We start from the raw sequence: 20,213 nt of genomic DNA on the forward strand, positions 1-20,213 counted from the left end.
GTGGAGGCGGTCTCCGCCGCGAAGCCCTGCGCCACCGCCGCGGCCACGTCCGCGGTCACCGCGACGCCCACCGCAACCACCTCCGCGACCGCCACCCCGACCACGACCGCAAGCCCGACCACCGGTGCCGGTGCCGGTGCCCCCACCGGCACCGACGCGCCCTCCGCCAAGGGGCGCGCCAACGCCGCGTCCCACAAGCCCGTGAAGTGACCCGAGGCCCTGACGTGACCGCCCCGACCGACCGCCGGCGCCGTTCCGCCGCATCCCGCCGCACCGCCGTACCCCGCCTCCGCGGCCGTACCGCTGGGGCCTCCAGGGCCCCCCGGGTCACCCCCCGCACCCACTGGCTGCTGCTGTGCGTGCTGGTGGTGACCCTGTCGGCGGCCCTCCTGCTGCAGGGCTACACCCACCACATGTTCGGGATCACCTCGGACGACGTGACCGGCCCCCGGGGCCGTGCCGACACCGTGCCCGGACAGGTGGCCCACGGCGGGCCCGTGATCGCGGACGCGGCCGGATCCCCGCACACCGCCCGCCCGAAGGCCCGCACCATCGCCCTCACCTTCGACGACGGCCCCGACCCCGTCTGGACGCCCCGCATCCTCGACGTGCTGCGCCGCAACCATGTGCACGCGACGTTCTTCGTCGTCGGCACCCAGGTCGTGGCCCACCCGGAACTGGTCCGGCGGATCGTCGCCGAGGGCCACCAGATCGGCATCCACACCTTCACCCACCCCGACCTCTCCCGTCTCGCCCCCTGGCAGCGCTCGCTGGAGCTGCGCGAGACCCAGCTGGCGGTGGCCGGGGCGGCCGGTGTCACCACCGGGCTGCTCAGGCCGCCGTACTCCTCGGAGAACGACGCGCTGGACGACGCCGACTGGTCCGTCCTGAAGCAGGCCGGCACGGCCGGGTACGTCACGGTGCTCTCCACCCTGGACGCCGAGGACTGGCAGCGCCCGGGCACGGCCCGCGTCCTGGCGAACGCGACCCCGCACGGCAGGGCCGGGCAGATCGTGCTGATGCACGACGCCGGCGGTGACCGCTCCCAGACGGTCGCCGCCCTGAACACCCTGATCCCCCGGCTGAAGGCGCAGGGCTTCCGGTTCGAGACGGTCGGCGCCGCGGTCGGCATGGCCGGCCCCGTCCAGCCCGCCGGACCGGGCGACCGCCTCCAGGGCATGGCCCTCATCAGGATGCTCCAGCTCGGCGACTGGACCATACGGCTGCTGGGCGTGCTGATGTACGCGGCCGGAGCGATCAGCGTGCTGCGGGCAGCCGTCGTCCTGGTCGCGGCCCGGCGGCACCGACGGCTGCGGACCGGGCGCCGGGCCAGACCGTGGGGGCCGCCGGTGACCGAGCCGGTCAGCGTCATCGTCCCGGCGTACAACGAGAGCGCCGGCATCGAGGCGGCCGTACGCTCCCTGGTCGCCTCGGACCATCCGGTGGAGATCATCGTGGTGGACGACGGCTCCACCGACGGCACCGCCGACCTGGTGGAGTCCCTGGGGCTGCCGGGGGTGCGGGTGATCCGGCAGCGGAACGCGGGCAAGCCCGCCGCGCTCAACACCGGCCTGGCCGCCGCCTCCTGCGACCTGGTGGTCATGGTCGACGGCGACACCGTCTTCGAACCCGACGCCGTCCGCACGATCGTGCAGCCCTTCGCCGACCCCGGCGTCGGCGCCGTCTCGGGCAACGCGAAGGTCGTCAACCGCGGTGGCCTGCTGGGCCGCTGGCAGCACATCGAGTACGTGGTCGGCTTCAACCTGGACCGCCGCCTGTTCGACCTCGCCGAGTGCATGCCGACCGTGCCCGGAGCGGTCGGGGCGTTCCGCCGCCGGGCCCTGCTCGCCCTCGGCGGGGTCGGCGACGCCACCCTCGCCGAGGACACCGACCTCACCATGGCGCTGTGCCGGGCCGGCTGGCGTGTGGTGTACGAGGAGGGCGCGGTGGCCTGGACCGAGGCGCCCGCGTCGCTCGGCGCCCTGTGGCGGCAGCGGTACCGCTGGTGCTACGGCACCCTGCAGGCGATGTGGAAGCACCGGGGCGCGCTGGTGCAGGGCGGCGCCGCCGGCAAGCTGGGCCGCCGGGGCCTGGCGTACCTCCTCCTCTTCCAGGTCCTGCTGCCGCTGCTCGCCCCCGTGGTCGACGTCTTCGCCCTCTACGGCCTGGTCTTCCTCGACCCGCTGCGGATCACCGCGCTCTGGCTCGCCTTCCTGCTGCTGCAACTGCTGATGGCCCTGTACGCGTTCCGACTGGACGGGGAACGCCCGGGCCCGCTGTGGAGCCTGCCCCTGCAGCAGTTCGTCCACCGCCAGCTGATGTACCTGGTGGTCGTCCAGTCCGTCTTCACCGCCGTGTCCGGCTCGCGACTGCGCTGGCAGCGCATGGAGCGCTACGGCAGCCTGCGGACACCGGCGGCTGCGGAGACCCCCGGCGAGGACGTCACCGTCGTATCAGCCCCGTCTCGGGGTACCGCTCCCTGACCCGGTGCGGGAACATGCCGGCCAGGCGCGGTGAGGGTTCGAGTCCGAGTTCCTCGTCGAGCAGGCGCCGGAACGCCTCGTAGTGCCGGATGGCCTCCACGATGTTGTGCTCGGCCAGGTGGACGGCCACCACCGCGCAGTGGGCGCTCTCGCGCAGGGGCTCGATCGCGACGCATCTGAGGGCCGCCTCCAGCGCGAGCGCGTAGCAGCCGCGGACGGTGAGCCGGACGCTCAGCGACTCGAGTGCGTGCAGGCGGAGCTGGCGCAGCCGCTCCCGCTCCGGGTGGATCCACTCCTCGTCCCAGCCGGGCAGCAGTTCACCGCTGTCGAGGAGGACGAGCGGGGACGGCGTGTCCCCCGGAGCCGGTGCGGAACCGGTCAGTCCAAGTGCCGCGCGGGTGAAGTCGTCGACGTCGACGCGGACGCCGTCCGCCAGACACAGGCTGTCGCCGTCGGTGCGGACCGCCGGCTGCCGCATCCGGCGCAGCCGCCAGAGCACCGTCCGCAGACTGCCGTGCGCGTGCTCCTCGGTGACGTCGGGCCACAGTGTCCCGGCGACGACCGAACGGGGCGCGCCCCGGTGCAGTCCGAGATAGGCCAGCAGCCGTTGTGCGCTCGCCGGCACGGCGACGTCCCCGTTCGCTCCCTCCAGCCGGAAGGTGCCGAACAGGCGCAGTACGGCGCGCTCCTGTTCCCGTGCCGTCGTACGGTCTCTTCGCGGCTCCGCCGTCCGTTCGTTCCGGGCCATCAGTCGTCGTCCGTTCCCCCGTGTCGCGGCCGCAGGTCGAGCGGCCGGTGCCGTCTGCCATGCCCTCCGCATGTGCCTGAGGCAGCCAGCGTGACCAGGCCGGGGGCAGGTGTCATGCCTCTTTCCGCTCAGCGGACCGGGCGGGCCCTGGACGCTCGGGGAACGGGGTGCCGTCACGGGGGCGTCACCGCTGTGTCGGCGGAGCGCTCAGGTGTGGCCGTCGCCGGATCCGTCCAGGGTGATGTCGTCGGCGAGGTAGTCGCCCTGTGCGTACCAGCCGTGCACGTAGATCGTCGCGCTGGTCTGGGCGGCGCCCGTGGTGAAGGAGACGGTCAGCCGGCTGTATCCGGAGGGCGAGTCGGCCCAGGTGGAGGCGCCGCCGTTCACGCCCAGGTAGACGTAGGAGCCGCGGACCCAGCCGCTCAGCGAGTAGGTGGTGTCCGGCCGTACCGCGACGGTCTGGTCGCACTGCCCGGTGTCGCTCGAACTCACCGTCCCCTTCAGGGCCTTGGAGCCCGAGTGGACGGGGGAGGAGACGATCGAGCCCGGGTTGCCGGCACAGTTCCACGGCGAGAGGCCGCCCGACTCGAAGCCGGGGTTGGCCAGGACGCCGGCGGCCCCTGCCTCGCCCGGGGCGGCCGAGGTCGGGGCCGCCGATGTCGGGGCGGCCGACGCGCTCGCCGGCGGAGCGGCCGGGGTGGCCTCGGTGCGGCCGGGGATCAGGAGGGAGCAGCCGAAGCCGACGACGGCCGCCGCGGCGACCCCGATCACCACGGCCGCCCGGCGCTGTCCGGGCCCCAGGCGGGGGCGGTCCGCCGGACGCGACGGGCGGGTGCGGCCGTCGGGTGCGCGACGTTCCTCCGCCTTCCTGCCGGGGACGGGAGGAAGTTCCGCCGTCTCACCGGCGCGGACGGGCGGGAGTTCCTCCGTCTCGCCGTCGGCCGGGGTGCGGGCGGCGGGTGCGGCCACGGTCGCGGTCGCGTCGCCGCGGTAGTCCTTGTCCTGGCGTATGTCGACGAGCAGCTGGGCCAGCGCGTCGGTGTTGCGCGGGCGCAGCACGCGGATGGGCTCCAGCGCGGTGCGGTCGTCCGGTGCCTCGGACGCGGGCGGTGTGGGCACGGCGCTCTCCTTCCGACCCGGGGCAGAGACCGGAGCTGCCCCCGCGGAATTCATACGCACCGCCCGCTCCCGGGGTTCAGCCGACGGCCGCGCCGGGGGAGCCCGGCCCGGGGCCGGTAAAGCACGAAATAACCGGAAGACCATGTTCTATGACGTCGGTCACAGGGTTCGGCCAATCCACCGGCGCGCTTAGTAGACGCGAAGTGGCGGACATTTAGCTATTTGTCCGTCTTGGCGCGAATACGGACCCCGACCCATGCCCCGGATTTCCACCCGGCCGCCTCACACGTCCACCACCCTGCACCGCAAGGCTTCTGACGTCACGTCAGCTTCTCCTCCCGCCGCGCTGCGCGGACCGGAGACCCGCACACCGTCCCGGCACGGCTCCGGGACCTACGAGGCGAGGTAGTGGCGGGACCCCTTTGCGCTCCCTGTGAAGCCGTCCTAAGAATGTCGACCCACAGGACGTCGCCGCAGTTCGGAACCGGTGTGCACGCAGAGCCGACCACGCACCGGGCCGCGGCGTCACCGAGTGAGTAGGAGCCCCCCACATGAACTCGTCCCGAACGTCCGCGAGACCCCTGGGTCTCGCTCTCGCCCTCGGCCTGGGTCTCGCCGCCGGCGGACTGGGCGCGGCGGCACCGGCGAGCGCCCGCACGGCCGCCGCCCCCACCGCCCCCACCACTTCCGCCGGTGCCTCCGTGGCGCGGTACGACGGATCGGGTGAGGAGGCCGCGGACAACAAGGCGTTCTTCGAGGCCGTGCTCAAGTCGGTCGCCGCGAAGCGCGCCGCCCAGCCGAACGCGCAGGCGGTGACCATCACCTACGACGACTCCCGGGCGCCGAGCTTCCGTTCGCAGATAGCGAGCGCGGCCTCGATCTGGAACAGCTCCGAGTCCCACGTCAGACTCCAGAAGGCGTCGAGCGGTGGTGCCGACTTCTCCTACTACGAGGGCAACGACCAGCGCGGGTCCTACGCCTCCACCAACGGCCACGGAAGCGGCTACATCTTCATCGACTACACCCAGAGCCGGCAGTACGACTCGGTCCGCGTCGTCGCCCACGAGACCGGGCACGTACTGGGCCTGCAGGACGACTACAGCGGACCGTGCAGTGAGCTGATGTCGGGCGGCGGCGCCGGCCCGTCCTGCACCAACCGCTACCCGAACGCCGCCGAGCGCTCGCGTGTCGACCAGCTGTGGGCCACCGGAGCCGCGCAGGCCCCGGGCACCACGGCGAACCAGCAGCCCACCACCCAGCAGCCCACTGGCCGGCAGCCCTCCATCCAGCCGGGCATCACCCAGCCGGGCACCGTACAGCCGGGCACCGTACAGCAGGTACCGACGCTGGTGATGCCCGGCCAGGGTCCGTGGCGCGTGCTCCTCGGCCTGCCCTGGAGCTGACACCGGCCCGTCGTCTCAGATCAGACGCGCGGCGAGGCGTCCAGGAACCGGTGCAGGGAGGCCGTCAGGCCGGCCACGAAGTCGTCGCGGGTCCGGTCGCCGACCAGGTCGAGGGAGAGATAGGGATTGAGGTCCTCCAGCTCGACCAGGAGCAGGTCGCCTTCCCGGGTACGGCAGGCGTCCACGCGCTGGATGCCGTGGTCGAGGGTGTTCCACTCGATGAACCGGTCGGCGAAGGCGAGATCGGCGCCGGTGGGCTCGTAGGGCTCGAGGACCCAGCGCCGGTCGGGGTCGGGGGCGTGGAGGGCGTACTGGAAGGCGTCGTCGATGTAGTAGAAGGACACCTCGTACCGGAAGTCGATACGCGGCTGCACCAGGATGTCGCCGTAGGAGAGGCCGCCGAGCCGGTCCCGGGGCACGAAGGCGAGACCGATGGAGTCCGCTCCGGCCTTCGGCTTGACCGCGTAGCGTCCGGCCTCGGGCAGCAGGTGCAGGTCCTGGGGCCGGTCGACGGTGGGGATCACCGGGTACCCGTCGGCCGTCAGCTCCAGCAGGTACTGCTTGCCGGCCATGTCGCCGCGCCCGGAGAGCGGGTTGTAGACCAGGGTGCCCTGTGCGGCGGCCTTCTCCCGGAAGGCGTCGTAGGCCTCCTGGTAGTGCAGCACCGGGCCGCTGTTGCGGACCACGACCGCGTCGAAGGCGTCCATCAGCGCCGCGGCGTCCAGGGGGTGGCAGAGCGCGAGGTCGAAGGCGCCGCGCAGCCGGGAGGTCAGGTGGATGTCCTCGTCGCAGTAGCGCCGCCCGCGGGCCTGGTAGGCGAGATCGGTCACGAACAGCAGGCTGGGGCGGATGGACACGGTGCGGCTCCCTCGGTGGTGGCCACCAGCCTAGGCACGCACCCGAGCCACGACCGGGGCAGGTCGCGCCCTACGCACGGCCCTCGTACTCCGTCTCGGGCACGCCGATGTCCGAGAAGATGGTCCTTGCCTGTCGTCCCATCAGTTCGGCGGCGGCGCCGTCGGTCCTCCGGTGGGCGCGGGCGAGCGACATGAGGGTGCGGGCCTCGCCGGGCCGGTGGCCGGTCTCGCGGTGCACGGCCAGGGCCTGCCGGCCGAGCTCGACGGCCCTGCCGGGTGCTTCCTGGGCCTCCGCCGTCTCGCTCAGGGCTGTCAGGGCCTGGCCCTCCACCACGCGGAACGAGTGGGCGCGGGCCAGGGCCAGCGCCTGTTCGGCATGGCGGCGGCCCTCGTCGTACCGGCCCGTCTCGTGGTGGGTGAGGGAGAGACACAGGAGGCTGTCCGCCTCGGCCCGGGCGAACCGTGCCTCGCGGGCCAGGGCGAGGGCCTGCTCGCCGACCCGAACGGCCAGGTCCGGCTGCCGCAGCCGTCGCCGGGCCGCTGCGACCGTGTTGAGGATGCCGGACTGGACCCAGTGCCGCTTCGTCTCCTCGACCAGCGCGTACGCGCGCTCGGCCTGCTCCAGCCCTTTCTCGTGGCGGCCGAGTTCGATGCTGATCTTCGCGAGGGCGGCGAGCATCATCGCGTGGCCGTCGCGGTAGCCCGCCCGCCGGTCAGAGGCCACCTCCGGGCCGAGGAGGTCGAGTCCGTCGGTGAGACGGCCGAGTTCCCAGTACACCCCGCCCAGGATCTGCAGGGCCGAGCTGGCGTTCCACCAGCTGACCTCCGCCTCCAGGCGGACGGCACGTTCGAGGTGGCCGGCGGCCTCGTGCAGCCGGCCCAGATCCCGGCAGGCCATACCGAGGCCGACCATCCCGAAACCTGCGAAGTAGCGGTGCCCGGTCTGGCGGAAGAGGCGGAGACCGGTGGTGAAATCGTCGTGCGCACGGTCGAGGCGCGCCATGCTCCACTGCGCGAAGCCCCTGAGGCCGAGCCCCGACGCCTCGCCCGTCGTCCAGCCGAGCTCCCGGCTGATGTCCAGCGCGCGGGAGGCGTGTTCCATCACCTGCCGGACATGCCCCCGGTCCCACCGTGCCGCGGCGAGGCTGGAGTGCATCGCCGCCTGGCCGAACGGATCCCCCTCGGCCTCGGCCGCCTCCAGCGCCGTCTGCGCGATGGTCTGCCAGGTCTTCCGTGGCAGATGCATCCAGAAGTCGCTGAACAGCGCGGAGGCCAGGTACCAGGCGACGGGACGGGGGCCGTGGTGGGCGGCGTGGTGGATGACGGCGAGCAGATTCGCCCGTTCCGCGTCCAGCCACGGCCCGGCGTCGACGGCCGACGGCAGGCCCGGGTGCCCGCCGGGGCGGAGGCTGCCGGGCAGCTCGGGAAAGAGCCCGGCCCCCGCGGTGGCCCGGGTGGCGTTCAGGTACCAGACCAGGAGTCGTTCCACGGCGGCCGCACGGTCCGGCGCCGCCTCCTCCGCCGTCGCACACTCCTGTGCGTACTCGCGAAGGAGGTCGTGGAACCGGTAACGCCCCGCCGTCACGGGCTCGATCAGATGGGCCGAGACCAGCGCACCGACCAGCCGCCGGGCCTGTGACAGCGGCGCGTCCAGGAGCGCCGCCGCGACCTCGGTGGTGAACTCCGCCCCGGGGAAGAGGCCGAGCAGGCGGAACAGCCGCCGCGCGCCGGGTGCCAGAACCCGGTACGACACCGAGAACGCCGTACGCAAAGGGGAGTTGGCGTCGCTGTCCGGCTCCAGCGCCTCCAGTTTGCCGCCCTCGGTCATCTCGGCGACGAGGTCGGCCGTCCGCAGCGCCGGGTCGTCCGCGAGCCTGGCGGCGGCCACCCGCAGGGCCAGCGGGAGGCTGCCGCAGAGCAGGATCAGTTCGTCGACCGCGTGCCGGTCGTCGGCGACCCGGTCCGTGCCGAGGGTCCGGCTCAGCAGCGCGCGGGCCTCGTCCGGCTGCAGGAGATCCAGGGGCAGGGCGTGGGCGCCGTTGTGGGCCACGAGATCACCGAGCCGGTTGCGGCTGGTGACGAGGACGCAGCAGGCCGGGCCGGACGGCAACAGCGGACGTACCTGATCGGCGGAGGCCGCGTTGTCCAGCAGGACGAGCATGCGCCGGTCGGCCAGCAGGGTCCGGAACACCCGGCTCTGGGCCTCGTGGTGCGGGGGGATCTCCGCCGCCGCGAGCCCCAGGCTGCGCAGCAGCAGTTCCAGGGCCTCGCCGGGTTCGAGGGGCTGCCGGTCGTGGTCGAAGCCGTGGAGGTTGACGTAGAGCTGGCCGTCCGGGAAGCGGTCGCGGACCTGGTGTGCCCAGTGCACGGCCAGCGCGGTCTTGCCGATGCCGGCGGCGCCGCCGATGGCGGAGATGACCACGGTCTTCGCCGTCCCGTGTGCCCCCGCGGGCGCAAGCAGCGAGTGGAGCCGGTCGAGTTCGCCGCTGCGGCCGGCGAACCCCGGGGTGTCGTGCGGGAGTTCGGCCGGCACGGTGCTCTTGCGCGATGCGGGGAGCACCGACGGAGGTGGGCGCAGGAGGAAGGTGTCGTCCTGGCGCAGTACCGCTTCGTGCACCCGGCGCAGTTCCTCGCCGGGATCGGCTCCGAGCTCGTCCCGCAGTCGTATGCGCAGGTCCTCGTAGGTTCTGAGCGCTTCCGCCCGGCGTCCGTGGCCGTACAGGGCCCGGATGCGCAAGGCCGTCAGCGACTCGTCGTAGCGGTCGGCGGCCGAGAACGCCGAGGACGCCGACAGTCCGCTCAGGTCGTCGAGGGCGTCGCCGAACCGGCCCAGCAGGACCAGGCACTTGAGCCGCTCCAGCCGGAACGTCCGCCGGCGCTCCTCCCACCGCTGCCGCTCCTCCTGCGCGAACGGTCCCGGCAGCCCGGCCAGCGGCTCGCCCCGGAACAGGCCGAGGACCGCGGAGAGTTGCTCCGCCGCGGCGGCCAGGTCGCCAGACGCGACGGTACGCAGCGCCGCGCCGCCCCGTTCGTCCAGGTCCGCCGTGTCGAGCCCGACCCCGTCGACGACGAAGCGGTACCAGCCCTTGCCGCTGCGGATCACCGACTCCGCGGGCGGGGTGCGTCCCGGATCGAGCACCCTGCGCAGCGAGTTGACATGGGTGGGCAGCACCTTGTGGCCGCCCGCGGGCGGCTCCTCGCCCCACACGGCGTCGAGCAGCCGCGTATGGCTCACCACGGCCCCTCGGCGCAGCAGCAGCGCGGCCAGCACGGTCTGCCGCTTGACCGGCCCCAGCTCCAGCGGTGTCCCGCCCCGCCACGCCCGTAACGGTCCCAGCACGTCGAACCGCAGCACCTGAGGAGACCCGTCGTCCACCCCTGCGCCTCCGCCCGCCCGCGTCATCGGAATTTCATCAGAATTGCAGCACCCCCGGACACAGTGATGCGCACGACATCGCACAACCCGCACAACCCGCACAACCGAAGGGGGTCCTCGTGACCGAAGTGGAGTTGGTGGCGACCGCGTTGGCCACGGGGGCGGCGGCCGGGCTGACCGGCACCTCGCGAGGAGTCGTCCACGACCTCCACGCCGTCCTGCGGGAGACGGTCCGCCGACGGCTGTCCGAGGGCGGCGGCGGCGTGCGGGGCGGATACGGCCTACGGGTGCTGCACGCGTACGAGACGGATCCCGACGTGTGGCGGACCCGGCTGCTCGGGGTGCTGGCCCGCGGGCCGGAGATGGACGAGGAGATCCTCGGGGCGGCCCGGGCGGTGCTCCGCGCGGACCGCCGGGCAGGGCACGTCGTCGTGGACGCGGTCGGACCGTGACGGCGAGAAGGCTGATGCGGACCGCTGTCGGCCGGGATCGGGGTCGGGGTCGGCCGGGATCGGGGTCGGGGTCGCGGTCAGACGGGGTCGGCCGGTCTCAAGGGCGCGCTCCGGACGGCGGCAGCGGGAGGCGGGCGACGATGGCGGCGCCGTGCGGGCGGGGTTCGGCGCGGAGGGTGCCGTGGTGCTGATGGGCGATGTCGCGGGCGATGGCCAGCCCGAGGCCGGCTCCCCCGTGGTCCCGGCTGCGGGCGTCGTCCAGGCGGGTGAAGCGCTCGAAGACCCGCTCGCGGTCGGCCTCCGGAATGCCGGGGCCGTCGTCGGTCACCTCCAGTACGGCCGTCCCGGCGTCCGGGTCGGCACGCAGCACCAGTTCGACGCGGCGGTCGGCATGCCGTTGGGCGTTGTCGAGGAGGTTGGTGAGGAGTCTGACCAGCCAGCCGCGGTTGCCCTCCACGGTGACGCCGGGTTGCAGGCCGGTGTCGACGGGGAGCCGGTCGCCGTGCCGCGCGGCAACGGTCGTACGGCAGAGCTCGGCCAGGTCCAGCGGGACTCGGCTGACCGGTTCGGCCGTGTCCAGGCGGGCGAGGAGCAGCAGGTCGGCGGCGAGGTCCTGGAGCCGGACGGTGTCCTCCAGGGCGTCACTGACCAGGTCGGGCCAGAGGGCCGGGTCCGGGTGGGCGAGGGCGACCTCCAGCTGGGTGCGCAGGACGGTGATGGGGCTGCGCAGTTCGTGCGAGGCGTCCGCGATGAACCGGCGCTGGCGGACGTCGGCGTCCTCCAGGCGGTCGAGCGTGGCGTTCATGGTGCGGGCGAGGCGGGCCACCTCGTCCTGGGCGGCCGGCACGGGGACGCGGCGGTGCAGCGCGTGCCCGGTGATCTCGGCGACCTCGGAGCGGATGGCCTCCACCGGACGCAGGGCCCGGCCGGTCACCCACCAGGTGACCAGGGCGACCGTGGCCAGCAGCAGCGGTGTGCCGATGCCCAGCGCGGCCTTGGTGATCTCGTCGGCCGCGTCCGCGTCCCGCAGCGACGTACCCGCGTACACGGTGACCGTGCCACTGGGGGTCCGGGCGGTGACGGCGACGATCCGCTGGCGGTGCCCTTCGCCGAACGGCTCGCCGGACCAGGTGGCGCGCAGCCTGCCCTCGTGCGGGCGCAGGTGGGCGACGGCCGGGCGGCCGGCGAGGTTCTGGCTGGCGGCCACCACGCGCCCACTGCTGTCGACGACCTGGATGAAGTCGGCGCCGTGGGAGAGCGGCAGCAGGTCGGGCAGCTTGCCCTCGGCGGCCAGCTGACCGACGGTGTCCGCCTGCGCGGTGGCCGCGTCGTTGGCGTTGCGCTGGAGGTCGGAGTGGAGCAGGGCGAACAGCGCGAAGGAGGCCGCGGTCAGGGCGAGGGCGACGACCGCGGTCGCCCCGAGCGTCGCCCGGGCCCGCACCGATCCCGGCCACGGGTGCCGTACGAGCTTCACGGCGGCGAAGCGCAGCCGCCGGATCGCGGCCGCTACCTCGCCGGTGCGGGGGACGAACCCTCCCGGCCGGGCCCTAGCCACCGTCGGCCGCCAGCCGGTAGCCGGCGCCGCGGATGGTCTCCAGGGCGCAGCGACCGAAGGCCGTGTCGATCTTGCGGCGTACGGCGCTGACGTGGACCTCGACGACGTTGGGGTCCGCCTCGAAGGCCGAGTCCCAGACGTGTTCGAGGATCTCGCGCTTGGACACCACCTCGCCGGCCCGCCGGGCCAGGTACTCCAGGATGGCGAACTCCCGTGCGGTGAGCCGGACTTCGCTGCCGCCGCGGACGCAGGTGTGGCCCGCCGGGTCGATCACCAGGTCGCCGAGCCGGAACGCCGGAGGGATCCGGTGGCCGGTACGGCGGTGCAGCGCGCGGAGCCGGGCGACCAGGACGACGTAGGAGAACGGCTTGGACAGGAAGTCGTCGGCACCGGTGTCCAGGGCCTCGGCCTCGTCGTACTCCCCGTCCTTGGCGGTGAGCATCAGGATCGGTGTGTCGCTCCCGGCCGAGCGCAGCCTGGCGCAGACCCGGTAGCCGTTGAGGCCGGGCAGCATGATGTCGAGCACGATCACGTCGTAGTCGTGCTCCAGGGCGAGCCAGAGTCCCTGGTTCCCGTCGTGGGCGACGTCGACGGTGAACCCCTCGGCCCTGAGACCCCGCTGCAGGGCGGCGGCCAGCCGCTTCTCGTCCTCGACCACCAGTACGCGCACGTCATACAGACTCGCACGACGGACGTGCGGCGGCTGAAGACGTCTTCAGCGACCTTCAGCCTGGCTTCAGCAACGGCGTTCCAAGCTGAGCGCAGCCGCCGGCACCGGGCCGGTCGAGGCGATCAGGAGCCCGCGCATGTCCCAACCCGAACCGCCGCAGCCGCAGCCGCAGCCGCAGCCGCAGCCCGAGTCGACGGCGGACGCGCCGGTCGCGCTGCCGGAGCCGGCCAAGCCGGTCAAGAACTTCCGGGCGCGCCTTCCCCGGGTCACCCGGCGCCGCGGGGCCGTCCTCGGCGTCGCGGTTCTCCTGGCGGCCGCGGCCGCGAGCGGTACCGCCGCGGTCGTCTTCCACGACCACGGCGGGAAGGGCGACCACGGCAAGTTCACGGCAGACCGCCGACAGGCGGGCGGCGGCGACGGCCGACAGGGTGCTTACGGGCAGGCACGAGGCGGGCACGACGGCCGGAACGGCGCGTCCGGACCCGGTGGCGACGGCCGACAGGGCTCCGGGAGCGGTCAGAGCAGCCAGAACAGCCAGGGCAGCCAGAGCGGTCAGAGCGGTCAGAGCGGCACCTCGGGGACCCTCGCGCCTGCGCCGCTTCCGACGGTGTCGGCCACGGCGGCGATCGAGGCGGCCGGCAAGGCGGTGCCCGGCAGCAGGACGGAGGCGCTGCGCGTGGTCGCCGAGCAGGGCGGCGGAAGCGCGTGGGAGGTCGAGGTGCTGGGCACCGACGGCGTCCGGCACCTGGTCACCATCGACGGCGCCACCGGCACGGTGACCGGCAACACCGTCGCACCGGCCACCTCGGACACCACGAGCTGACGGTCCCGCCCCCGAGGTCCACAACTGCCCCGTCCGGAGGAAACCCATGAAGTCGCCGCTCGCGGCGAGGCCGGAGACGGGGCGCACGGAACGGACGGAACGGACAGAGCGGACGGGGCGGACGGCGGCCGACCGGAGCGACACACGGTGGAAACCGGTCGTTCCCGGTCCGGCCACCGCCTTCGCCCGTTTCGTCCTGTGCGGCGGCGGGGTCGGGGTCGCCTCCAGTGCCGCTGTGTCGCTGTGCGCCGCCCTGATGTCCTGGATGGTGGCGAACGCGCTGATCACCGCCGTCTCCACCGTCCTGTGTACGGAGCTCCACGCACGTTTCACCTTCGGGGCGGGGCGGCGCGCCGGATGGCGCCGGCACTGGCAGTCCGCGGGGTCGGCCGCTGCCGCCTACACGGTGACCTGCGCCGCGACCGCCGTTCTGCACACGGTGCGGCCGTCGCCGGGGATCCTTTCCGAGCAGGCCGTCTACCTCTGCGCCGCCGGGCTCGCCGGAGCCGGACGTTTCCTGGTGCTGCGGCTGTTCGTCTTCGCCGATTCCGCGCCCGGTTCCGCGCCTGGTTCCGCGCCCGGTTGATCGCCGGGGTCGACCGCCGGGATCGATCGCCGGACCTCCGTGCAACACGTGCGGCAGCGGCGAATGGATGTTCTGGTTTGATGCGGTGTGTGTCGCCACACGAACTGCGCATGTCGGTGCTCGGTGAGGTCGGGGCCGCGTTCGGGGCCCGGCCGCTGGAGCTGGGCGGACGACGGCAACGGGCCGTGCTCGCCCTGCTGATCGTCGCCCGGGGCTCGGTCGTGACCCGGGACCGGCTGGTCGAAGGGGTCTGGGGCGGCGCGCCGCCGCGCCGCGCCGCCGCCTCGCTGCAGGCCCATGTCTCACATCTGCGGCGCTGCCTGGAGCCGGAGCGGGCGGCGAGGGCCCGCGGGGGCGTCATCGTCAGCGAGGGGGCGGGGTACGCGCTGCGGCTGGCGGCCGACGCGGTGGACGCCTGGCGGTTCGAGGAGGCGCTGCGGTCCGCCGCCGCGCACGCCGACGCGGGCCGGCCGTCGGAGGCCGTGGCCGTCCTGGAGTCCGGGCTCGCGCTGTGGCGGGGCCCGGCCTACGCGGAGTACGCCGCCGAGCCCTGGGCCCACCGGGAGGCGGCCCGCCTCGCCGACCTGCGGGAGCTGGCCCGCGAACGGCTGCTCGCCGCCCGCCTCGCCCGGGGCGAGGACGCCGTCCTGGTGCCCGAACTCGAATCCCTGGTCGCCGAGGACCCGCTCCGCGAGGAACGCCGGCGTCTTCTCGCCCTCGCCCTCTACCGGGCCCACCGCCAGGCCGACGCCCTCGACACGCTCCGCCGCGCGAGGCACCTGCTGCCCACCGGACCCGGCACCGCCCCGGGGGCCGCCCTGCGCGATCTGGAGGCCGGGATCCTGGCCCAGGACCCTGCCCTCGACGCCCCGGCCACCGGTACCCCGGCCTCCGGCACCCCCGCCCTCGACTCCCTGGCCCGCCGGGTGCCGCACACCACCCCGCGGACCGCCCCGCCGACCGCCCCGCCGACCGCCCCACGGACCGACCCGCACACCACCCCTCGGACCGCCCCGCGGACCGACCCGCTCGTGGAGCGCGACCCCCAGCTCGCCGAGCTGCGCGACAGCCTCCGCTCGGCGCTGGACGGCAAGCCCCGCGTGGTGCTCGTCGAGGGCCCGGCCGGCATCGGCAAGAGCCGTCTGCTGGGCGAGGTCGCCGGGCTGGCGGCGGCGCGGCAGGTGACCACCTTGACCGCGACCGGCAGCCCCCGGGAGAAGGACTACGGCTACGGGGCCGTACGCCAGCTGTTCGAACGGGTGGTGAGCGACGGCGAGGAGTCGCTCCTCGCCGGGGCCGCCGTCGCCGCGGGGGCGGTCTTCGGAGCGGTGCGCGGGCCGCAGCCGCAGAGCTTCGCGGTGCTGAACGGGCTGTACGAGCTGACGCGGAAGCTGGTGCGGACGGCAGGGCCGCTGGTGCTGGCCGTGGACGACCTCCAGTGGTGCGACAGCGGCTCGGTGCGGTACCTGGCGTATCTGGCGGGCCGCCTGGAAGGGCTGCCGGTGCTCATCGCCGTCACCCTGCGCACCGGGGAGCCGCAGCAGGGCGAGGAGTTGCCCGAGGCGCTGACGACGGACCCCTCGGTGGTGCGGATCAGGCCCACCCCGCTGACGGCGAGCGGGGTCGCCGGTCTCGTCCGCCGGACGCTCGGCGAGGAGCCGCAGGAGGAGTTCACGGCGGCCTGCCATCGCGCCACGGCCGGGAACCCGCTGCTGCTGCGCCAGTTGCTGCGGGCCCTGCACGCGCGCGGGACCCGGCCCGACGCCGCGCACAGCGGCGGGGTCGCGGAGGCAGGCGCTCAGGCCGTGTCCGGGCTGGTCCTCGGCCGGATGGCGCGGCTGCCCGCAGCGGCACGGGACGCGGCGCAGGCCGTGGCCGTGCTCGGGGACGGGGCCGCGACGCTCGCCGCGGTGGCGGCGCTCATGGCACGGCCGGAGACGGAGGCGGCACAGACGATCGAGCCGCTCGTCCAGGCCGAGATCCTGCGCGAGGGCCACCCCTACGCCTTCGTGCACCCCCTGGTCGGGGAGGCCGTCTACCGCGAACTGCCTCCCGGAGAGCGGCAGTTGTGCCACGAGCGGGCGGCCCGTGCGCTGTCCGCCGCCGGTGCGCCGCCCGAACGCACGGCGGCCCAGCTGCTGCTCGCCCCGCACCGGGGCGACCCCGACGTGGTGGAGGTCCTCCGCGCGGCGGCCCGGGAGGCCGCGGGCCGGGGCGCCCCCGACGCCGCCGCCACCTACCTGACCCGCGCGCTCGACGAACCGCCCGCCCCCGACCGCCGCCCCGAGGTCCTGCTCGACCTCGGGCGCGCCGAGATGCTCGGCAACGGACCGGCCGCCGTGGAGCATCTGCGCCAGGCGTACGACACCCTGACCGACCCGGGGCGCAGGGCGGCCGCCGCCCTGCTGCTCGCCCGGATCCTGGTCTTCGCCGGCGGCCACGGCCAGGCGACCGAGTTCGCCCGCCGGGCGGCGGCGGAGCTGCCCGCCGGGCTGAGCGACGAACGGCAGGGGCTGCTGGCGCTGGAGCGCATCAGCGGCTTCATGCACGGCCTGGACCAGAAGCTGTGGCGGACCGTCGAGGACCCGGTGGTCGAGGGCGAGGGCCCCGGCGCCCGGATGCTCGCCGCCAACCTCGCCCGGGAGCTGGCCTCGGACGGCAGCGACCGGCCCCGGGCCGTCGCGCTCGCCCGCTTCGCCGTCGCCGACGACGTGCTCCAGGCGGCCGGGGAGGAGATGCTCTTCTACACCGCGGGCATCGTGCTGCACCTCGCCGACGAGGAGGTCGGCGGGCTCTGGGACGCCGCGGTGGCCCGCGCCGTGGAACGCGGCTCGCTGTTCTCCGTGCTCGCCACGCACCTGTGGCGCGGCTTCACCCAGTGGCACCACGGCGACCTGCTCGCGGCGCGCCGCTCCCTGGAGACCGCGGTCGGGCAGTCGGAGATCTGGGGCCTCGCCCCCGGCGCCCCACAGGGCCGTACCTTCCTGACCGCCGTCCTGCTCGACCTGGGCGACACCGCCGGGGCCCGCGCCTGCCTGGAGCGGATGCGCGGCTGGATCCGGGGCGCGGAGGGCCGGCGGCTGCTCGGGGAGAGCGAGGCGGGCGTGCTGAGCGCGGAGGGGCGGTACGAGGAGGCGCTGGCCGCCCTCGACGACGTACGGCACCTCCAGCCCGCCGAGGCCAACCCCGCGTGGTGGCCGTGGTCGCTGCTGCGGGTGCGGGCGCTCGCGGGCGCCGGCCGGCGGACCGAGGCACTGGCCCTGGCCGAGGAGCAGCTGGCGGTCGCCCGCGGATGGGGAGCGCCCAGCACGGTGGGGCGGGTGCTGCGGATCGCCGGAGAGCTGCGCGGGCCGGACGGCGGGCCCGAACTCCGAGAGGCGGTCGCCCTGTTGGCGCCCGGTCCGGCACGCCTGGAGCACGCCCGTGCGCTGTACGCGCTCGCCGGGCACGCGCCGGAGGGGGAGTCCGCCGCCCTCCTGAGCCGGGGGCGGTCCATCGCACGGGAGTGCGGGGCGGCAGGTCTGGTGGCCGCCATGGACGCCGCGGAGGCCGCCGCGCATGACACCCGCGGTCAGGAGCAGGCGTAGGTGAAACTCGTCGCCGCCGTCACCGGGTCCGGCGACAGCACTTCGAGCGTGGCGGTGGCCTTCATGGTGCCGTGGCCGTCGAAGCTCCAGCGCAGGACGACCTCCGATCTCCGGACGTTCTCGCCGACCTCCTGGTGGAGGACGGCGGAGGCCGTGCCGTCACTGCGCTTCCAGCGGTAGTCGACGGTGCCGGGGTTGCCGTCGGTCCTGAGGACGCCGGTGACGACGACCGTCTTCGCACAGCGGCCGACCGCGGGCGCGGTGACCGTGGCCCCCACCACGTGCAGCGGTGACCGGGCCGCCGTGCAGGAGCGCATGCCGAGTACGACGGCCACCACGACGGCGACCACCACCAACAACGACGGCAGCTCGCGCCGCCACCACGGCCGACGGCGCCGGACGGTCGCCCCCGACGGGCCGTCCGGGGGGAGCGTGCCCCGCCAGATGCCCGTCGCACGGTCGTCGGCCGTGCCCTGCGTACCGGGCACCCCGGGCCCGAAACGGGTCTCCCCCTCGGCCGCGATCGCCGCCGGTTCCGCTCCCGCCGCCGAAGGCGGGAGGTGCAGGGTCGCGGCCGGTTCCGCCGGCGGGAGGGTGACTGTGAGATCGGGGTCGTCGGGGCGGGGGCGGGACGCCGCCGGATCGGTACGGACGAACCGCAGTCGGGGGTCCTCGGGAGGTGTGCTCATCGGGGCGGGTCGCAATCGACGGGGGCCGCGGTGGCCTGGAAGGAACCGTTGCCCGAGTCGGCGGCCGGGTCGGTGGTGACCCTGACACCGAGGTAGGCGTCGCGCGTCGGGATGGCGAAGGCGTGGGTGTAGCGGCCCGAGATCTGCGTCTTCCCCTGGGGCAGCGCGACCGGGTCGGTGGCCACGACCGTCCCCATGACGCGGGGCGAGTCGCCGGTGTACCAGCTGAGATAGAGCGTGCCGTCGGCGGCGCCGTCCGTCGTCACGCTCACGGAGGCCACGATGGTGCAGGCGGCCGACATCGGGCCGACCACGTTGATCTGCACGGACTTCACGTCGAGGGTGGGCGCGGGCGGCGCGGAGGTGCTGCCGCCGCTCGTGGAGCCGCCGGACGTCGTCGTGGCGCCGCCGCTCGTCGTCGTACCACCACCGCCCGTGGAGCCGCCGCCCGTCGTGGTCGTGCCGCCGCCGGAGGTGCTGCCACCCGCGGTTCCCGTGCCGCCCGTGGTGGTCGTACCTCCCGTGCCGCCACCGGTGCCGGCCGTGCCTCCCGTGCCGCCGCCCGTGCCATCGGACGCGGACCCGGCGGGCGAGGCGCTGTCGCCGTCGGACGCCGACGCCGACGCGGAGGGCGACCCGCTCGCCGAGGGCGACGAGGAACCGTCCGACGCCGAGGGGCTCCCTTCGGGGGAGCCGTCCGACCCGCTCGGAGCGGTCCCGTCGCCGGATCCGTCCGGCCCCGTACTGGATGCGGACCCGGCGTCGTCCGTCCTGTGGTGCCCGGCGCCCGCGCCGGTGGCGACCGCCGTCGCCGCGATCCCGCCGACCACCAGCACGACCCCTGCCGTCAGTCCGGCCAGCATCCTCCGGCTCCGGCGGGGCATCCGGCGGGCGCCCGCCCCGAGGGTGGTCGTGGCCAGGGCCGTCGTACCCGAGGCGGCACCGTCCGCCGTCGGGAAGGAGAGGAAGAACAGGGCGGCGAGCGCGGCGAGTTCGCGCCGGCCGCGCTCCTCCCACTCCTCGCCGTAGGCGGTCCCCGCGACGGCTTCGAGCTCCGCGACGAACGCCGCCGCGCTCTCCGGGCGCTCCTCGGGGGTCTTGGCCAGGCCCCTGCGGATCAGCGGGCGCACCGGCTCGGGAGCCAGCTCGTCCGGGATCGGCGCCTCGATGTGCTGGATCGCCAGCTCGGCCAGCGTCTTGCCCGGGTAGGGCTTCATGCCGGTCAGGCACTCGAAGAAGGTCGCCGTCGCCGCGTACACGTCGGTCGCCGGTCCGGCCGCGCCGCCGGTCCACTGCTCGGGTGCCATGTAGGTCGGGGTGCCGGAGGCGTTCGCGGCCACCCCGCTCGGTACGGCGATGCCGAAGTCCACGAGCTTGGACGAACCGTCGGCGGCGACCAGGACGTTGTCCGGCTTGTAGTCGCGGTGCACGACCCCCGCCGCGTGCGCGGCCGCGAGGCCGAGCAGCGAGCCCCTGAGGACGACGAGCGCGGCCTCGGGAGTCGTGGCGCCGTGCTCCCGCAACAGCCTGCGCAGGGGGACGCCGTCCACGAGTTCCATGACGATGGCGGCGCCGCGCGGACTCTCGACGTACTCGTACAGCTCCACGACATGAGGGGAGCGGAGCTCGCCCAGCAGCCGGGCCTCGGCGCGGAACACCTCGCGGAAGGTCGGGTCGTCCCGGAGCTGGTCGGCGAGGTACTTGATCGCCACCCGGGTGCCGGTCGTGTCGTGCGTGGCCAGGACCACGCGCCCGCTGGCCCCGGCGCCCAGCTCTTTCTCCTGTGTGTAGCCGGAGACCGCCCACTGGTCCCCGGCGCGTGTCGCGTCGCCCATGTCCTTCGCCCCCCGGCCCGTCCCCCGGGC

The 20,213-nt window shown here is 74.6% G+C and carries 14 protein-coding genes and 1 pseudogene; 7 read left to right on the top strand and 8 right to left on the bottom strand.

The features are described 5' to 3' along the window. Both ABZ887_RS47385 and ABZ887_RS47390 read left to right on the top strand, forming a co-directional pair. The coding region (locus ABZ887_RS47385) for a hypothetical protein (protein ID WP_361305242.1) at window positions 1-210 on the top strand (210 nt) is incomplete at its 5' end. A 14-nt stretch (window positions 211-224) separates the two neighbouring features. Continuing rightward, complete coding sequence (locus tag ABZ887_RS47390; RefSeq protein ID WP_361305244.1) at window positions 225-2,483, top strand: bifunctional polysaccharide deacetylase/glycosyltransferase family 2 protein; 2,259 nt, start codon at window positions 225-227, stop codon at window positions 2,481-2,483. On the opposite strand, the gene ABZ887_RS47395 is transcribed toward ABZ887_RS47390, so the two are convergent. Together ABZ887_RS47395 and ABZ887_RS47400 are read right to left on the bottom strand one after the other, a co-directional pair. Continuing rightward, window positions 2,443-3,231: a BTAD domain-containing putative transcriptional regulator gene (locus ABZ887_RS47395; protein WP_361305245.1), complete on the bottom strand. Its 789-nt coding sequence runs from the start codon at window positions 3,229-3,231 to the stop codon at window positions 2,443-2,445. The genes ABZ887_RS47390 and ABZ887_RS47395 overlap by 41 nt on opposite strands. Window positions 3,232-3,447: 216 nt before the next feature. After that, a pseudogene (locus ABZ887_RS47400) lies at window positions 3,448-3,870 on the bottom strand (carbohydrate binding domain-containing protein); the annotation flags it as partial. Window positions 3,871-4,901: 1,031 nt separating this feature from the next. On the opposite strand from ABZ887_RS47400, the gene snpA reads away from it, so the two are divergent. Then, on the top strand, window positions 4,902-5,753 hold the full coding sequence (gene snpA, locus ABZ887_RS47405) for a snapalysin (protein ID WP_361305247.1): 852 nt from the start codon (window positions 4,902-4,904) through the stop codon (window positions 5,751-5,753). A 20-nt stretch (window positions 5,754-5,773) separates the two neighbouring features. On the opposite strand, the gene ABZ887_RS47410 is transcribed toward snpA, so the two are convergent. Beyond that, window positions 5,774-6,610, bottom strand: a complete 837-nt coding sequence (locus ABZ887_RS47410; protein ID WP_361305249.1) for a hypothetical protein — start codon at window positions 6,608-6,610, stop codon at window positions 5,774-5,776. Window positions 6,611-6,680: 70 nt separating this feature from the next. Next, entirely contained in the window at window positions 6,681-9,986 is a 3,306-nt protein-coding gene (locus ABZ887_RS47415; RefSeq protein ID WP_361305251.1) for a BTAD domain-containing putative transcriptional regulator, read from the bottom strand. 119 nt (window positions 9,987-10,105) lie between these two features. Here ABZ887_RS47415 and ABZ887_RS47420 point away from each other — a divergent pair, with 119 nt between their 5' ends. Next, on the top strand, window positions 10,106-10,438 hold the full coding sequence (locus ABZ887_RS47420; protein ID WP_361305253.1) for a hypothetical protein: 333 nt from the start codon (window positions 10,106-10,108) through the stop codon (window positions 10,436-10,438). Window positions 10,439-10,535: 97 nt separating this feature from the next. Here ABZ887_RS47420 and ABZ887_RS47425 read toward each other — a convergent pair whose 3' ends face one another. Both ABZ887_RS47425 and ABZ887_RS47430 read right to left on the bottom strand, forming a co-directional pair. Then, window positions 10,536-11,993 carry an ATP-binding protein gene (locus ABZ887_RS47425; RefSeq protein WP_361305255.1) on the bottom strand — a complete coding sequence of 486 codons (1,458 nt, stop codon included), beginning with the start codon at window positions 11,991-11,993 and terminating at the stop codon, window positions 10,536-10,538. After that, window positions 11,986-12,663, bottom strand: a complete 678-nt coding sequence (locus tag ABZ887_RS47430) for a response regulator transcription factor (RefSeq protein WP_361305257.1) — start codon at window positions 12,661-12,663, stop codon at window positions 11,986-11,988. Before ABZ887_RS47430 ends, ABZ887_RS47425 begins: the two co-directional genes overlap by 8 nt. Window positions 12,664-12,799: 136 nt before the next feature. On the opposite strand from ABZ887_RS47430, the gene ABZ887_RS47435 reads away from it, so the two are divergent. The 3 genes from ABZ887_RS47435 (at window position 12,800) to ABZ887_RS47445 (ending at window position 17,659) form a co-directional block, all read left to right on the top strand. After that, a complete protein-coding gene (locus ABZ887_RS47435; RefSeq protein ID WP_361305259.1) occupies window positions 12,800-13,486 on the top strand; it encodes a PepSY domain-containing protein in 687 nt (228 codons plus the stop codon). Between the two features lie 46 nt (window positions 13,487-13,532). Further along, a complete protein-coding gene (locus tag ABZ887_RS47440; protein ID WP_361305261.1) occupies window positions 13,533-14,072 on the top strand; it encodes a GtrA family protein in 540 nt (179 codons plus the stop codon). A 110-nt stretch (window positions 14,073-14,182) separates the two neighbouring features. Further along, window positions 14,183-17,659, top strand: coding sequence for a BTAD domain-containing putative transcriptional regulator (locus ABZ887_RS47445; RefSeq protein ID WP_361305263.1), 3,477 nt, complete (start codon window positions 14,183-14,185; stop codon window positions 17,657-17,659). Here the strand turns inward: ABZ887_RS47445 and ABZ887_RS47450 are convergent. Next, on the bottom strand, window positions 17,644-18,348 hold the full coding sequence (locus tag ABZ887_RS47450; RefSeq protein WP_361305265.1) for a hypothetical protein: 705 nt from the start codon (window positions 18,346-18,348) through the stop codon (window positions 17,644-17,646). The genes ABZ887_RS47445 and ABZ887_RS47450 overlap by 16 nt on opposite strands. Next, window positions 18,345-20,183 (bottom strand): serine/threonine-protein kinase, encoded by a 1,839-nt coding sequence (locus tag ABZ887_RS47455; RefSeq protein WP_361305267.1) that lies wholly within the window; start codon window positions 20,181-20,183, stop codon window positions 18,345-18,347. Before ABZ887_RS47455 ends, ABZ887_RS47450 begins: the two co-directional genes overlap by 4 nt. Window positions 20,184-20,213 lie beyond the last annotated feature (30 nt).

Source organism: Streptomyces sp. NPDC047061, assembly GCF_040643955.1.
Classification (GTDB): domain Bacteria; phylum Actinomycetota; class Actinomycetes; order Streptomycetales; family Streptomycetaceae; genus Streptomyces.